Consider the following 16532-nt stretch of genomic DNA (forward strand, 5'->3'; position numbering starts at 1 on the left):
CTCTGGTATGTCTGGACCTGAGGTATTGTCGAAAGTACTATGAATTTAGATACGATGATGCATTTTCCTTCCGTTTTAATTCCTGCCCCGAATGAAGGCCTGTTTTGAAATTCACGCCTGATTATTACAAGCTGGTTGTCATAAACGTCGCGGTATTACTGGGAGGGAGCGTCTGCGCGGCAGATGAGGTGAACTTCAGTCGCGAGATCCTGCCGATTCTTTCCGATCGCTGCTTTCACTGCCACGGCCCTGATCCCGATCATCGTGAAGCCGATTTGCGGCTCGATTTACAAGAGGCCGCGACCGCGGATCGGGATGGAATCGCTGCCATTGTGCCGGGGAAACCGGAAGCGAGTGAATTGCTGACCCGGATTACCACCAGTGATGCCGATCTGTTAATGCCGCCGGCCGATTCGCATCGCAAGCCATTAACGAAGAAGCAGACAGATCTGATCAGGCAATGGATTGCTGAAGGTGCCAAGTGGGGCAGGCACTGGTCCTTTGAGCCACCGGCGAAAGCAGAATTCAATCCACAAGAGAAGCAACAAAATCCGATTGATGTGCTTGTTCAACGCAAGCTGGCGGAAGCAGGCCTGTCACTTTCACCGGCTACCACAAAGCAGACACTGCTGCGGCGCGTCTCATTTGATCTGACCGGACTGCCCCCCACGCCTGAGGAAGTCGACGCGTTTGTGAACGATCCGTCTCCCGATGCCTTTGCAAAAGTCGTTGACCGATTATTAAAGTCAAAACATTATGGCGAGCGAATGGCGATGTGGTGGCTGGATCTCGCCCGTTATTCTGACACGGACGGATTTCAACAGGATTCCACACGTACGAACTGGCCCTGGCGGGACTGGGTCGTTCAGTCGTTCAATGAGAACAAGCCCTTCGATCAGTTTACCATCGAACAATTCGCCGGTGACTTGTTGCCTGAGGCGACACCAGAACAGAAACTGGCGACCTGCTTTCATCGCAATCACATGACCAATGGAGAAGGGGGCCGCGATCCGGAAGAATCACGTATCGATTACGTGATTGACCGGGTCAACACGACGGGAACTGTCTGGCTGGGATTGACGCTTGGCTGCTGTCAGTGTCATTCGCATAAATTCGATCCGATCTCACAGGCCGACTATTATAGTCTGTTCGCGTTCTTTAACAGCATTGATGAAGATGGCAAAGCGGGCCGCGGTGCGAAGCCGTATCTCAAATATAAATCGCCGCTGGTGAAGCGTGCCATTCAGGAAGCACAACAGGTGGTCGACGAACGCCGGCCGTTAGAAGCACAGGCCCGCAAACAGGCCGAGCAAGAGTTTGAGCCGTGGTTGGCCGAGCAGCTGCAGGTTGTTCAAAAAGGATTCACTGCCTGGCATCAGCCACAGATCAGGTCGCTGAATTCTGTTGAAGGAACCATTTTGAAACAGGAAGCGGACGGCATCGTTCAGACAAGCGGACCCAAACCTCGCCAGGATGATTATCGCCTGACAGCAGCTACGAAGTTACCGCGTGTAACCGGCATCCGGCTGGAAGTCTTCCCTCACGCTTCGCATACTGAGGGCAAGTTGAGCCGGGGAGCGAATGGGGAATTTATTCTGACCGACGTCAAACTGCAGGTACGCCGTCAGGGGAGTTCCCAGTTGCGGGATATTGAGTTCGCGACCGCAGTGGCGGATGTTGAGAAAACAGCCAAAGGCCGCAACTACGGAAAAATCAAAGACACGCTTGACGATGATCCCCGTAACGGCTGGACTACCGAAACACACGATCCGAAGCAAAAACATACCGCTGTCTTCGCGTTAGCGGAACCCCTGGTTCTGGACGATCTGGAAGAGTTGATCTTCGTGATGTTGCATCGTTCGACCGAGGGGAACGCGAACATCGGCCGGTTTCGCGTGATGCTGACGGACCAGCCGGGACAAGCGGTACGCTCACTCGCGCCGATGCCTCTGGAAGCGCTCGCAAAAACCAAAGTGAGTGAGACATCGAAGGTTAACCCCAATCTGAGGAAGCATCTGCTGGAGCAATTTCTCATTGATCACAGCGCATATCAGAAGAGAAAAGCCGAACTGGATCGCGCGAATACACAACTGGCTCAAGTCAAAAAGGCGGCCGGGGAATTATCCGTGATGGTTTTATCCGAGCGAAAAGAGCCCCGCAAAACGTTTGTCTTGGAACGGGGAGTCTGGGATAAGCATGGTGCCGAAGTCCCCCGTTCGGTTCCTGAAGCGATATTCCCATTACCGAAAGAAAAAACAAAAGATCGTCTCGATCTGGCACGCTGGCTGGTGTCCGAAAAGAACCCGCTCACGGCGCGCGTGGTCGTCAATCATTTGTGGCAGATGTGTTTTGGAGTTGGGCTGGTTCGCACGCCGGGCGACTTTGGTCTACAGGGAGAACGCCCCACGCATCCGGACGTTATCGACTGGCTGGCCGTCGAACTCATGGAACACAATTGGGACCTGCAGCATATACAACGTTTAATTGTGACCAGCCAGACGTATCAGCAGCGCAGCGAAGTTTCGAAAGCATTGTTGGCCCGCGATCCGGAAAACCGCTTACTGGCGCGCGGCCCTCGATTTCGTTTACCCAGCTGGATGATTCACGATTCAGCCCTGCAGGCGAGCGGCTTACTCAACCCGGCTCTGGGAGGTCCTCCGGTGATGCCGTATCAGCCGGCGGGAGTCTGGGCCGAAATGTTTATGGGCCGTTTTCGTTATGAACCGAGCCAGGGGGCGGCCCAGTATCGACGGAGCCTGTATGCATTCTGGCGACGTTCGAGTGCGCCGACATTTTTGTTTGATAGTGCACAGCGACGTGTGTGTGAAGTCAAACCACGACGCACGAATACGCCTCTGCAGGCGCTGACGTTGCTCAATGATTTGACTGTTCTGGAAGCCTCCCGCGAACTGGCACGCATGGCGATTCAACAGAAAACGACCGTACCAGATCGCATGGATCTGTTGGCACGCCGCATTTTGTCCCGTTCGTTAGACGACCGGGAACGCGTGGTACTGGAGCGGGAGCTACAGATGGTACACGCCCATTATCGAAAACAGCCCGAGGATGCGTCAAGCCTGCTTGATGTCGGACAGCCGCCGATCAAAAACAACGTCCCACCGGACGAACTTGCCGCCTATATGATCATCGCCAGCATGGTCTTCAACCTGGATGAGGCAATCACCCATGAATGAGCAAATCCAACAACGTGCATTCGAAATATCCCGCCGTTATTTTCTGGGACGCGGTGCCGGCGTCGGTTTAGGCGCGATGGCGCTGGGACTGTTGGAAAGCACGCTTCGTGCTGAGACAGAGAAACCGAAGGCGATCGGTTTGCCGGATTTACCACATAAACCGCCTCGCGCCAAGAATGTCATTTTTCTGACACAGTCGGGTGGCCCATCACAGATTGAACTCTTCGATGATAAACCCGGTTTGATGAAATGGGCCGGTAAGGAACTGCCGGAAAGTGTGCGGCGGGGACAACGATTGACCACGATGACGGCCAATCAGAAGCAGTTGATCATGCCGTCGCGAACCAAATTCAAACGTTACGGCGAAAGTGGTGCGACCTTAGGAGAATGGCTGCCTTATCACGGCGAGGTGGCTGACGAGCTTTGTTTTATTAAATCGATGGTCACCGATCAGATCAATCATGCCCCGGCGATGACCAAATATCTGACAGGCCATCAACTGCCCGGGCGACCGTCGATTGGTGCCTGGTCGAGTTACGGACTGGGGAGCGAGAATCGGAATCTGCCCGATTATCTGGTGTTGATTTCCAAAATGAAGAGACCCAGCGATCAGCCGCTCTATGATCATTACTGGGGGAGCGGTTTTTTGCCCTCGCGTTATCAGGGGGTGAAGTTGCGAAATGCGAAAGAGCCCGTGTTATATCTGCGCGACCCGGATGGTCTGCCCCGGAATGTGAGACGGGGTATGCTGAATGGCATCGCCGAGCTGAATCAGATGCGCCTGGAACAGACGGGCGATCCAGAAATTGAAACACGCGTTCGTCAATATGAGATGGCCTGGCGGATGCAATCCAGTATTCCCGAGCTGAATGATCTGAGCGATGAGCCGGAATCCACGTTCGAACTGTATGGCCCCGATTCACGGCGGCCCGGCAGTTATGCCGCCAACTGTGTTTTAGCGCGACGTTTGATTGAACGCGGCGTGCGGTTCGTGCAGTTATTCCATCCCGACTGGGATCATCACAGCCGCCTGGGTTCGTGGTGTGTCGCGCGCTGTCGCGATACCGATCAGGCGAGTGCTGCGCTGGTGAAAGATCTCAAACAACGGGGCTTACTGGATGAGACGCTGGTGATCTGGGGCGGCGAGTTTGGTCGCGGCGTCGCCGGTCAAGGAAAGTGGGACAGTCCCGAAGGGGGCCGCGATCATCATCCGCGCTGCTTCACCACTTGGCTGGCAGGGGGCGGCGTCAAATCAGGCATGACGTATGGTGTCACCGATGAGTTCAGTTATAACGTGGCCGAAAATCCGGTTAATGTCCGCGATCTACATGCGACGGTACTGCATCTATTGGGGATCGACCATGAACGATTTACATTTCGACATCAGGGACTGGATTTCAGACTGACGGGAGTCGAACCGTCGAACATCATCAAGGAAATATTAGCATGAGACGGTTTACAGTCATGGCGTTTTTGATCGTGGGAATGTGTGCGAGCCTGCTTTGCAGCGCCGAAGCACGTGAGCCGGATGCAGTAATTGATATTTGGCCGAGTGCAGCACCGGGGGAAACAACGCGTCATACAGGCACGAAACTGGCCCGACGTGCCAATGAAAATCCACCGGCGACACGCGTGAAAGACATCACCCGCCCGCAGTTGCAGGTGTTTCAGCCGCCTGCTGATAAACGAAATGGTGTGGCGGTTTTGATCTTTCCTGGCGGCGGATACAATTATGTTGTGACAGATAAGGAAGGTTCGGAAGCCGCGGAATGGTTGAATGAGTTGGGGATTACCGCGTTTGTCGTGCACTATCGGACGAAACAGAAATCTCCTTCTATGCAGAAGAATGCACAGTTACCTCCTGCGTCGGAACGACCTCTGCAGGATGGTCAGCGTGCCTTGAGTCTGGTTCGCCAGCGGGCCGCTGAGTGGGGCGTCAAGCCGGACCGGATTGGCGTGATCGGCTTTTCCGCAGGAGGGCAGGCGGCTGCATTGGTCACCACGCGATTTGATGAGCGGTCTTACAAGCCCAATGATGCGATTGATCAAGTTTCCTGTCGTCCCGATTTCAGTCTGCTGGTTTATCCCTGGCGACTGGTTGACGACAAAACGGGCGCACTGAATGAAGTCTTCACGGTTTCAAAGTTGACGCCTCCCACGTTTCTGGTGCATGCTCACAATGACGGTGCCACGCCTCTCAGCAGTATTTTGTTCTATACGGCGCTCAAGAAAATTGGTGTCGGCAGCGAGTTGCACATCTATGAAACGGGCGGACACGGCTACGGCATGCGCCCCGTTGAAAATTCTGACGTCGATACCTGGACCGATCGCGCAGAAGACTGGCTGCGTCAGCGGTCGTTGACTTCTGCTAAGAAATGATCAATCGGCGGCTGGCTTTGTTGGCTCACAATGTTTGAGGGCCAACAAAGTATAGGCGGTGACCAGATTCGGGTCGCCTTCAAACCAGCGGTTGGATTTCGAGTTGACCCAGCTGCCGTTTTTCTGCTGTAGCGAAAAGAGATGGTCGGCAAGCTCTTTGCGCCAGTCATGTTCTTCTCCCTGGCTATCCTTGACCTGCGCCTCGTTCAACGTCGCGAGGGCTTTGGAAAAGAGCTGGTAATAGTAGTATAGACCGTTGTCGCCCATGCCGGGGTTGTTTTCGACGGTGTAGTTTTTCTGAATCCAGTCGATGGCCGCTTTGACGCGGGGATCTTTCGGAGTAAGTCCCGCATAGATCATACTTTTCAGACCCGCGTACGTCATACTGCCATAAGAACGGAGCCCTTGTTCTTTCGTTTTTCCTGCGGGAGAAGCACCACCGGCTGAGACGTTGTAATAGAAGCCGCCATCGTTCACCTTGGCGGCAGCAGGCGACGTATTATATTCGCTTTCGAGATTTTGGCAGCGGGAGACGAACGTGAGTGCTTTTTGAATCGCGGGATCGTCTGATTTCGCACCCGCGGCTTTCAAGGCTTCTATCATGAAGACCGTATTGGACAGGTCGGGGCGGCTTTTACCAGGGCCGTAACCGACGCCGCCATATTCGAGATCGCTCGGTTTGACATCTTTCGATTCATCGAACTGCAGGCCACGTAGAAACGTTTCCGCTTTTTTGATCTGCGGTGTGTATTTACCTGATTGGTTCGCGTCCTGGAGCGCCATCAACGCGACTGCGGTTTCGTAGCCCGAGTGTTGGCTGCGGGCCGAGCAGATGCGACCGTCTTCCTGACAGAAGGACACCAGTTTCTTTAGTGCTTTTTCGATTGTGGGATCCGTGACGGGAACACCCGATTCAATCAGAGCCGAGGTGACCAGTGCCGAGATGCCGGCAGCTTCATTAAAGGTCCAGGTGCCGTCTTCGTTTTGTGAATTTTTCAGAAACGTAATTGCTTTTTCACGCGAAGCTTTGAGCTTTGCCGGTGCCGGTCCTGCAGCTAAGACGAGTGAAGAATTCCAGCAAACGAAACCGAGTAACATGAGACGCAGAAAACAGCACATCGATGGACGCTCCTTGAATTGAGGGGATTGTTCTCGATTCAGGAGCCGCAAAATATGTTCCATATTTGTTGCAGGTGGGGAATGGCTAAATCAAAGGATGATTTTGCATGGCATGACAATTAATTTTCAGGAGTGGTTGAAAAAACCGCCAGTGCTGTCGAAAAAAGCGTCACGTTCGGATGGGCTTAGTTGTTCCTATGCTTTGAGGATTTCTTTGACAACGTGGCCGTGAACGTCGGTCAGGCGGAAGTCGCGACCGGCGTGGCGGTAAGTCAGTTTTTCATGATCCAGCCCCATGATATGTAAGATCGTGGCATGGAAATCATGCACGTGAACCATGTCTTTTACGACATAGTTTCCAATGTCGTCGGTTGCGCCGTGAATCACACCGCCGCGCACATTGCCGCCGGCAAGCCAGCAGGAAAACGCGTTGGGGTGATGCGTGCGTGATTTGGTTCCTTTGCCGTCCTGTGCCCAGGGAGAACGGCCGAATTCCGTACAGAATACGAGCAGCGTGTCTTCCAGGAGGCCCCGCTGTTTCAGATCCGTGATCAGTGCGGCGATCGGCTGGTCGACGCGACGGGCGTATTTTTCATGCGAGGCGATATCGCGGTGGGCGGCATCCCAGTTATCGCGGCAGGCTCCGACGGCGTCGATAATTTCAATAAAGCGAACGCCCCGTTCGACCAGGCGGCGGGCCATCACACACTGGGCGGCGTAACTCGATTGATCTCCCTGATCCACTCCATAGGCGGTCAATGTTTCCTTTGTTTCTTTGGAAAGATCAAGGGCTTCGGGTGCCTGCTGTTGCAGACCTGTGGCGGCGGTAAAGGAGGCGACGCGTCCGGCGAGTTGGCTATCCTGCTGGCGTTGTTTTAAGTGGCGTTGATTCATTTTTGACAAGAGAGAGAGTTCCAATTGCTGTCGCTCCCTTGAGGTTGGCGACTTCAAAAATGGAATCGGATCATTGCCGGGTACAACCTGCACACCACCGTTCACAGCAGGTAGGAAATTAGCGTCCCACAATTGGGGGCCGTTGTACGGACGATGTTCGGAAATGACGATGTGTGAGGGCAGATTCTCATTGAACGATTTCAAGCCGTAACTCATCCAGGCGCCGATGCCCGGCATGGCGGTGGTGGTGCTGCCGGTGTGCAGTTGCAGCGTGGCTTCGCCATGATCGCGGTGATCACAGCTCATGGAGCGAATCAAGGCGACTTCATGCATCTGCTGGCGAATGTGGGGGAACAGATCACTGACTTCCGTCCCGCATTCTCGGTTCGGCTGGAATTTCCATAACGGGGCTTTTAGATATCGTTTGATCGTTGGCTGCCCGGAGACCGCTGCTTTTGCTTCTTCACCGATTGACTGATCGTGTCGTTTCGTCAATGCGGGTTTGGGGTCGAAGGTGTCAACGTGCGAATATCCGCCCGACATGTAGAGCATGATCACATGCTTGGCCTGGGGCCGATGATGAGGCACGCTATCGCTTGCGGGCAACATGGAAGGGAGTAAGAGCCCCGCCGTCGTTCCCAGGCCCGCCTGCAGCAGGCTTCTGCGATGAATGTGTTTGGAATTGTGCATTTTGTCATTCCTCAGTGGCAACTGCGGTTGGCATCAGTCGATGAAAAAGAATTCGTTACTCGTCAGCATTACTTTGGCGAGCCCTGTCCAGGCTGCCTGGTTTGCTGTCGCAGAATTCTGCGATTGTTCTTTCAGAATCTGCGCACGGTATGCGTGCAGAGTTTGTAAAAAATCAGCCTGTTCTTCCGGTGTCGGATTGCGAGACAAGGCAAGTTGAAACGCGGTCTGGATCTGTTTTTCTTCTGTTGTGTTCGATTGTAAAATTCGTTCTCCGAATGCCTCTGCGCGCTTGGGGAGAAAGGGTGAATTCATTAGGTACAAAGCCTGTGTCGGAAGATTCGAACTGTTACGTGTTCCCGTCGTTTCGTTCGTGTCCGGTCCGTTAAACAGGCCGAGGAACGGGTGTTTAAACAGGCGTTGCGTCATCAGATACACGCTCCGTTTTTGGGACGGGTAGACCTGATGAAAGGGGCCGTTCAGACTGTAGCCTTTTTTATGCCAGGGAATGAAAGGATGCGGCCCGCCCGGTTCACGATCGAGTTCGCCGGAAACAAACAGCATCGCATCGCGGATCGATTCCGCATCGAGTCGTCGGCGGGCATATTTCCAGAGATAAACATTTTCCGGATCGCGCTGGCTGTTGTCTTTGATGTCATTGCTGTCCAGTCGGTACACGCGGCTGAGCATCATCTGGCGGTGCAGCGCCTTGAGCGACCATTGTTGTTCGATCAGTTGATTGGCCAAATAATCGAGTAGTTCGGGATGCGAAGGGGCAGCTCCCAAGACGCCAAAGTTATCGACCGTTTTGACCAGACCTTGGCCAAAGTGGTGATACCAGAGTCGGTTGACCATCACGCGGGCCGTTAACGGATGCTCGGCTGCGGTAATCCAGTTGGCGAGTTCTTCGCGCCCGGATCGTTTCTGATCTAAATCGGGTTTGGTTTTGGAGATCACGCTGATGAACTGGCGGGGGACAACATCGCCGGGAGTCTCCGGATTCCCGCGGCGATGCAGTTTCGCATGGTGCGGTTTCCCGTCGATGACGGCATACAACATCTCTGCCGGGGGCTGTTTGACGAGTCTGGCTTTTTCTTTTTTCAACCAGGGTAAGCCATGGATCATCAGTTCGCGGAATTTCCCTTTATGCGAGGCGAGGAGCTTCTGCCGCCGCGCTTCGAGTTTGTCGGTCGGTTGCCCGTTTTTCTTTGCCTGTTTGATTTTCGCCGCCACCTGTTTGTATTCTTCAAGCGTCGGTTTAAGCCAGGGGCGGAAGTGATTTCGAATCTGATGTTGATAATAGCTGAGCAGATCCCAGTATTCGTTAATTTTCTGTTGTGAATCCGGATCATTTTCCGCGGCGACGAGTTGTGTGGGGGAGGGCTCGTTGGACGCGCCCATGGTCGGGTAGAGTGTGCTTTCAAAGATGCCGTACAAGCCGTAATAATCGGTGGCGAGCATCGGATCGAATTTATGATCGTGACAGCGGGCACATTTGAGAGTGACGCCCATGATGCCGCGGCCAATGGTGTCGATCGTGTCGTCAATGGTCAGGTGCTGGTCTTCATACCGCGTATTCCCGAACCGGCGGGAGAGGGCGATGAAGCCGGTCGCAATTTTGAGCTGCCGGGCACGCTCTGGATCGTCTTCCTGTTTCGCCAGAATATCGCCGGCCAACTGTGCCTGCAGAAACTGGTCGTAAGGCAGATCGGCGTTGAATGCATCGATCACCCAGTTACGGTAGAGATAGGCATCCGGTATCGGAAAGTCTCCGACATCGCCCTGGGTGTCGGCGTAGCGTGCGACATCCAGCCAGTGACGGCCCCAGCGTTCTCCGTAGGGGGTGGATGCCAACAGGCGATCGACGACTTTGGAAAATGCATTCAGATCGGTGTCGGGATCGTTAAGAAAATCGGTTACTTCCTCTGGAGTCGGGGGCAGGCCGGTCAGGTCGAAGGTAGCCCGCCGGATGAGAGTGCGCCGGGACGCCAGGGGGGCGGGCGTGATTATTTCTTTTTCCAGCCGCTGATAAATAAAGCGATCGATGGGCGAATCGGCCCACTCTTGATTGTTGACTTCTGGCGGCGCAACCGACTGACGCGGCAGAAAACACCAGTGCGATGTGGTCAGCGGCTTGGTTTTCTTCGCCTGAGATGTGGTCAATGGTTTGACCTTTTCCGCAGGCCAGGGAGCGCCCCATTCGATCCATTGTTTGAAATGCTGGATCGTTTTTGCACTCAGTTTATCATCCTCATCAGGGGGCATTTTGAGTGCTTTGTGCGTGCGTTGGATGGATTGATACAAGAGACTTTCTTGAGGTTTACCGGGGATGATGGCTGGCCCGAATTCGCCCCCTTTGATGAACGCCGATCGGGAATTGACGGCGAGACTGTTTTCCGCGTCGGCGTCGCCGGTATGACAGTCGGCGCATTGTTCAATCAGCACAGGTCGAATATGCAACTCAAAAAATTCGATCTGATTGGCGGGGGGCTTCGCTGGTTCGGCTGCAGAGAGCGCGCTTGGCAGGCTGAAGAGTGCCGCCAATGCCAAGAGGAAACGTTGAATTTGACTTCGATGATGATCGATCATGGTTGAACTCATACCATTGGGGGATCAGAAAAATTGCTGATTAGCCGCGTGCGATTCCTGCCTGCTGAAAGGCGGGGGCGATATTTTGATAACAGGTTTTGGCGGCTGCGACGGGATCGTAGCCTTTCTGTTTGAAAACCATGCCACTGACTTCACAGCAGATGTCGCCTCGGTAGCCGTCTTTGACCGCCAGTTTGAGTAACTGGACATAGTCGATGTCGCCACTTTCGCCGGGGAGCACAAAGCGGGCTTTGTTGTCTTTCAGGACCGTATCTTTGATCTGAATGAAACTGGTGAAGGGCATCATGATTCGCATCGAATCTTCCAGGGAAATGTCCCGGTGAGTAAAGTGACTGTAATCATAGTTCAGGCGAATCCAGGGACTGTCGATCTGCTCGACCAGCCAGACGCCTTGCTCGGGACGATCAACGACGCCGCCCCGATGCGGTTTGACAGCGATCACCGTTTTTGTGCTCGCGGCGACCTTGGCCCACTCTTTGAGGTTATCGCGCATTTCATTTTTACGCTCATCCCATTTTCCGCTGCCGGCCGTGGTTTCAATCAACGGTGGTTGTTCCGGTTTCAAGGCGTGTCCCAGTTCGGCAGCCCGCTTCAGTCGTTCGAGGACTTTCTGCTGGCTCGCTTTCGAGCCGGTCAGGTCGCAGTGTTCCATGAGTGAGGTCAGTTTCAAGCCGGTGGCATTCAGTTTTTTCGAGACCTCGGTACGCCGCCGGGGATTGAGCTTGAGCGGCGTCGCATCCCAGGCATCCATCAGACAGAGTTCGACAGAATCGTATCCGACGTCTGCGACAACCTGCAGCGCCTGTTCGGTTTTCATATGCGGCATGCCGTACAGGCTGAAGCCGAGTGTTAATTGGGGCTTGGCTGGTTTTCCTGCCTGTACGCTGTTGACGCCCGCCAGACAGATGGCGGCGGCACTGGTGGAATAAAGAAACTGGCGACGTGTGAGCGGCTTCATATCTGATGTTCCTCTGTCAGGATCATTGGTTGGTGTTAGCTGTTGAGATGGCGAACCGATTCGCCGGGTGTCAGGTGCGGTTCCAGGGTTAAGTCGACGTTGGCAATGGTGTTGCCCATGGTCAGGCGGGTTTCCAGTTGACGCACAGCCAGGCGACCGATGTTATGGGCGTGAATGTCAAACGTGGTGAGTTGTGGATAGAGGCCGGTAATAAAGGCATGATCGTTGTTACCTGAAATCACGCTGATCTCTTCACCTACTTTGATTCCTCGTCGGGCCAATGAACCATACACGACCGCTGCGACACTGTCGGCACCGGCGAACAATGCTGTGGGGCGTGTTTTGGCTTTCAAGAGTTGATCGACCAGATGTTGCACGGCTTCCGTTGAGAGGGGTGGTTTGACAGGCAGAGTCCAGCCTTTCGAGGGAGGATCGACAAAACGTTGCACGTTGAGTCCGCGTCGTACGGCTTGGGAAACGAAGCCCGTTTCTCGGTTTTGCATAATCAGGTGATCGGGTTTGGGGCTTAGGAAGGCGACGTTGTGGTGCCCGTGATCGGCCAGGAAGTCGGCGGCTTTCGCGCCCAGGAGCACATCATTCGCACCGACACAATCGCCCCAGCAACCTTCAGGGCGTCCCAAGAGCCAGACCGAAGGGATCTGCGAGAGACGGTTCAGGAGAGTGCTGTTTGATTCGATCAGCATTTTTCCCTGGAGTGCTCCGATGAGAAACAGACCATCGATCTGGTCAAAATCCAAATGAGCGGGAACGGCCTGGAGATCCGGAATATGTGCGACTTGAAAACGGACTCCGAGTTCGGAAAAGGCGTCTTCAACGCCACTGATGGCAGAACTGACAACGGGGAGTGAGATGAGCGATCGATCTAACCCAAGAGAGAGAACGAGTAGCTGTTTTCCTCTGAGGATACTGGCTGTGCTCTGGCTGATTTCATTTTTGGGACGCCGCTTACGAAGCGGGCGGTAGTCCAGCGAGGCGGCGACTTGTCGAATGCGTTGTTTGGCCGCTTCACTGATACTCGGGTCGTCTCGCAAGGCACGGCTCACAGTACTGACAGCACAGTCGGCGGCTTTGGCGACGGTTTTGACTGTGACGAGTTCGGCAGTTTTGCTCACAGGGGCCTCGTTGGTGTATTCGTCATTCAATGACGGGTTTAACGCAAACTAATGCATATAGCAGGAAGTTGCGTGTTATAGAAATACGTTTCTGGTTTGCTTCAATCTTGTTGATAAACAATCGAGTCATAGATGTAAAGTGGAATTGGGTTATATGTAACAAGATTGATGGAAATCGAGAGCACAGTGAACTAAAAGCGATTTACGCAAATAGATGTTATTTGCGTGTTTTGATGTGATCAGGTTCTGGAGACTGCTTTGGGGCCGTCGTCGTATTGAGGCTCAATTGAACGGGAGCCTGTATTGCTCTTTATCAGTCTTCCAATTTGAGTGATAGTATGCTGGAAGTGAGGCTGTTACGAATCATGAACAGGAATCCTTAGGTAGGAAATATGGATTGGAAATTAGAGTTAATGTTCGCAGTACGTGCTCTCGTCGCTGCGGTTTTGGGTGGTTTTATTGGTTGGGAACGCGAATGGCATGGACGCGAAGCCGGTATGCGGACTTACGCCGCGGTCGCGCTTGGCTCGTGCGTCTTTGCCTTGGTCTCGTCGCATATTCCCGGAGCGGAGCCGTCACGACTCGCTTCAAACATTGTGACCGGCATCGGTTTTTTGGGGGCTGGCATTATCCTGCGTGACCGTGGCCGGACCGTGGGACTGACGACTGCGGCGACCATTTGGTCGACTGCCGCCGTGGGGACTGCCGTCGGTTTTGGGATGTATCTGCTGGCGACGCTCACGTCCCTGATTATATTTGGCGTTCTCGCATCGCATCATGTTCGCGGCTGGAAAAAGTCCTCAGGAGAAGGTGTCGAAGGTACCTCAGCCGCCAATGAATTTGACAACAATGATTCTATTGAACGTTGAAAGACTACTGCTAAGGTCGCAGGTTCTTTATTTTGCGATGAAATCCGCTTCCTTCAGTGACAAACGAACGGGGCCTTGCATAGTGGTGATCCAGAGCTCTCCTGGTTTGACTTCTGTCACATAGGGATAGGAGACCCGGTTTTCTCGTTTCTGTCCTGCGGGAGTTAAATCGCGGGCGATGATGACGGGGTCGCTCCAGGTTTTGCATTCGTCATCGGAAAACGCGAGGGACAATTCTTCGCGGCGTCCGCGCTTTCGCTTGGGATCACGAAAGCGATTCCAGAGCATCACGATCCGGCCGCTTTCCAGTCGTTGCAGAATTGCGGGGGAACTGCTGGCAGGAATTTGGGACGGACGAATCGTGCGCCACGAAGCGCCTTCATCGGTAGAGAAGGCTTCCCAGAAGCGTCCGAATCGGGTGCGGATCAATGCATAAATCCGGCCGTCTTTCAATTCGACAATCGTGCCTTCCATTGCACCGTCGTGATCGCCGGAACCGCCCAGATCGATCATATTACTGTGATTCCAGGTGGCGCCTTCATCGTCTGAATAGTAAGTCTGCATCACGTGCCGTCCCGGGTTGGCGATGGCTTTGGAAACGGCGACAATGATGCGCCCCGATTTGGTTTGAATCATGCTGCGAATGGCGCCGCACCAGCTATGATCCTGAATAATCTGCGGAGGCAACCAGGTTTGACCGCCATCGGTACTGCGCACAATATAAGCGGGAAGGTAGCAGTCGGATTGCGGCCCTCCTTTGCTGTCATCCCAATGGAATTTTTTCTCGGCCAGATTCATGAAGGCCAGGATGATGGTTCCGTTGCGCGTTTTGATGATGGCGCGCTCCCGGCTGGTCTGGAACTGATCGGGGTTGGCATACAGCGGTTTTGCGTTCCACGTTTTGCCGGCATCCTGGCTGATCAAAACCTGTTTATCATCGGGCGCCAGCAGGCTGTCTTTTGATAATTTCAGAAAGGGACCCAGATGTTGATGCGGCAGCTTTTGTGTCTGCGGATGATTCCATTCTGCGAGAGACAGATTCGTCGCAAGTAACGCTGTGGTGATAGTGCCGATGAAAAGTAAAAGTGGCTTCATTTCTCTCTGCCTTATTTTCAAAAATGTGGATTCTAAAGTGGTATCTGTCCATCGTCAGATCGGGTATGCTATTCTTTCAGCTCAAAATCGACAAAGAAGGGTTCACTTCCGGCTTCAATGGTTGCTTCCAGTTCTGATTTTGAATGATATTTGTCCGGAATGGGGATCGCAGGTTTCGTTGCTGCATCAATTTCTCCCAGTGATTTGCCTTCGGTGTCAGCGGGAAGAATCGGTGTGCCTTTGATTTCGACGCGATGATTTCCCAACGGGACGCCGCCTTTGTTCGAGATTTCATACATGCCATTGATGATCTTCCCAGCGGCAACCGGCCCTGCAGGTTGAGGAAGAAACCGAATCACGGCCCCTTCGAGTGGTTCTCCATTTAGGGTGACGCTACCTTTGACAATGCGGCGGTCCGGTGCATCACTGACGCCTCCGCAGCCGAAAGTCAATAATAACATCCCCCAAAGAATGAATTGTTTTCCAGGCATCACAGCCTCCTTCTGAGAGCACTGACCGTTTCAAACGAGTCAGTGCAAAATGATACTTGATAAATCATGACAGTAAGAAGAGAGTGAAGTTAAAACTCGCCGACCACTTCTTTCCCGGAGCGGGTGGTCAGGGCAGACAGTGTACCCTGATCGATATTTTCCGAGAGAAAGCGGACGGAGCCATCGCATAAGGTGAAATGGCAACCGCCGACGTGGTAGCTGGAAAAGCCCTGGGGTCTGAAGGCGAACGTGCCACCGCCGGGAACGGTGTCGATACTATTAATCCCACTGCTGGTGTCAAAGACATCATAGCCCGTATAGGAATTGCCGTTCAGTCCTGTCTGCGAAAGGGAGCCGGTGATTTCGCCCACGAGCAGCGTACTGCTGGTGCCATCAATGATGTCCCGCATTTTGACGCTGGAGATGGCATAGAGCACGCCGTTGCCGACGGAGGTTGGACGCACGCCTGAGCCACTGTTGCATTTCCAACTGACAGAATCAGCAACGCCTCCAATATCGGTTCTTCCCATTCCATCTGGCAGGGCGCCCGCGAATGCGCCTGCTTTATTGACGATGGTATCGGGTTGCGGATTACTGGGACACAGAAAAGGCTGCACGGGGGAAAGGCATCCGCTGGAAGTGAAGTTTGCGGGAACGAAGGGAGTTGAGCCAGAGAAATTGAGATTGTTATAGATATTGGCCTGATCGATATAAGGCAGAATGTGCACACCCCAGGAAAACATGTGGCTGCCTGAGTAGCCGCTGCAGCCTCCACTGATGGCGGCACCCATCGGGAAGACACTGTGTGTATCGTGATAGTTATGCAATGCCAGGGCCACCTGTTTGAAATTGTTTTTGCAGGAAGAACGGCGTGCCGCTTCGCGCGCCTGTTGCACTGCTGGTAGTAAAATGGCAATCAGGATGGCAATAATGGCAATCACCACCAGCAATTCAATCAGTGTAAATCCACGCGCTCTTTTCTCTGAGTTGATCTGTAACATAGCACCGTCTCCATCAAACTTAGCAATAAACAAATACGAAAAGAATATCTCGGCACAAAGATACAACGTTCACCCTGTGCAGGGTTTTGATGATCACTTTCA

Annotated in this window: 12 protein-coding genes; 4 read left to right on the plus strand and 8 right to left on the minus strand. The window is 53.5% G+C overall.

The features are described 5' to 3' along the window. Positions 1-104 precede the first annotated feature (104 nt). Genes Pan241w_RS07750 through Pan241w_RS07760 form a run of 3 tightly spaced genes read left to right on the plus strand, consistent with a single transcriptional unit; the run spans position 105 to position 5573 of the window. Positions 105-3194, plus strand: coding sequence for a PSD1 and planctomycete cytochrome C domain-containing protein (locus Pan241w_RS07750; RefSeq protein WP_145213354.1), 3090 nt, complete (start codon positions 105-107; stop codon positions 3192-3194). Further along, positions 3187-4644: a DUF1501 domain-containing protein gene (locus tag Pan241w_RS07755; RefSeq protein WP_145213357.1), complete on the plus strand. Its 1458-nt coding sequence runs from the start codon at positions 3187-3189 to the stop codon at positions 4642-4644. The genes Pan241w_RS07750 and Pan241w_RS07755 overlap by 8 nt, the downstream gene beginning before the upstream one ends. Next, positions 4641-5573: an alpha/beta hydrolase gene (locus Pan241w_RS07760; protein ID WP_145213360.1), complete on the plus strand. Its 933-nt coding sequence runs from the start codon at positions 4641-4643 to the stop codon at positions 5571-5573. The genes Pan241w_RS07755 and Pan241w_RS07760 overlap by 4 nt, the downstream gene beginning before the upstream one ends. On the opposite strand, the gene Pan241w_RS07765 is transcribed toward Pan241w_RS07760, so the two are convergent. The 5 genes from Pan241w_RS07765 to Pan241w_RS07785 all read right to left on the minus strand — a co-directional run bounded on the left by Pan241w_RS07765 (position 5574) and on the right by Pan241w_RS07785 (position 12974). Then, a complete protein-coding gene (locus Pan241w_RS07765; protein WP_145213363.1) occupies positions 5574-6692 on the minus strand; it encodes a prenyltransferase/squalene oxidase repeat-containing protein in 1119 nt (372 codons plus the stop codon). It lies immediately after the preceding gene. Between the two features lie 195 nt (positions 6693-6887). Beyond that, positions 6888-8276: a DUF1501 domain-containing protein gene (locus Pan241w_RS07770; protein ID WP_145213366.1), complete on the minus strand. Its 1389-nt coding sequence runs from the start codon at positions 8274-8276 to the stop codon at positions 6888-6890. A 33-nt stretch (positions 8277-8309) separates the two neighbouring features. Continuing rightward, entirely contained in the window at positions 8310-10862 is a 2553-nt protein-coding gene (locus tag Pan241w_RS07775; RefSeq protein ID WP_198000387.1) for a PSD1 and planctomycete cytochrome C domain-containing protein, read from the minus strand. 40 nt (positions 10863-10902) lie between these two features. Next, positions 10903-11841 carry a sugar phosphate isomerase/epimerase family protein gene (locus tag Pan241w_RS07780; RefSeq protein ID WP_145213372.1) on the minus strand — a complete coding sequence of 313 codons (939 nt, stop codon included), beginning with the start codon at positions 11839-11841 and terminating at the stop codon, positions 10903-10905. Positions 11842-11876: 35 nt separating this feature from the next. Next, positions 11877-12974, minus strand: a complete 1098-nt coding sequence (locus Pan241w_RS07785; protein ID WP_198000388.1) for a LacI family DNA-binding transcriptional regulator — start codon at positions 12972-12974, stop codon at positions 11877-11879. 392 nt (positions 12975-13366) lie between these two features. Here Pan241w_RS07785 and Pan241w_RS07790 point away from each other — a divergent pair, with 392 nt between their 5' ends. Continuing rightward, positions 13367-13843, plus strand: coding sequence for an MgtC/SapB family protein (locus tag Pan241w_RS07790; RefSeq protein ID WP_145213378.1), 477 nt, complete (start codon positions 13367-13369; stop codon positions 13841-13843). Between the two features lie 27 nt (positions 13844-13870). Here the strand turns inward: Pan241w_RS07790 and Pan241w_RS07795 are convergent, their stop codons facing one another. From Pan241w_RS07795 to Pan241w_RS07805, 3 genes are all read right to left on the minus strand, one after another. Further along, positions 13871-14938: a sialidase family protein gene (locus Pan241w_RS07795; RefSeq protein WP_145213381.1), complete on the minus strand. Its 1068-nt coding sequence runs from the start codon at positions 14936-14938 to the stop codon at positions 13871-13873. Positions 14939-15006: 68 nt separating this feature from the next. Further along, positions 15007-15429: a hypothetical protein gene (locus Pan241w_RS07800; protein ID WP_145213384.1), complete on the minus strand. Its 423-nt coding sequence runs from the start codon at positions 15427-15429 to the stop codon at positions 15007-15009. Between the two features lie 89 nt (positions 15430-15518). Next, positions 15519-16430 carry a DUF1559 domain-containing protein gene (locus Pan241w_RS07805; RefSeq protein WP_145213388.1) on the minus strand — a complete coding sequence of 304 codons (912 nt, stop codon included), beginning with the start codon at positions 16428-16430 and terminating at the stop codon, positions 15519-15521. Positions 16431-16532: the final 102 nt, after the last annotated feature.

It is taken from the genome of Gimesia alba, from assembly GCF_007744675.1.
Taxonomy (GTDB): Bacteria; Planctomycetota; Planctomycetia; order Planctomycetales; family Planctomycetaceae; genus Gimesia; species Gimesia alba.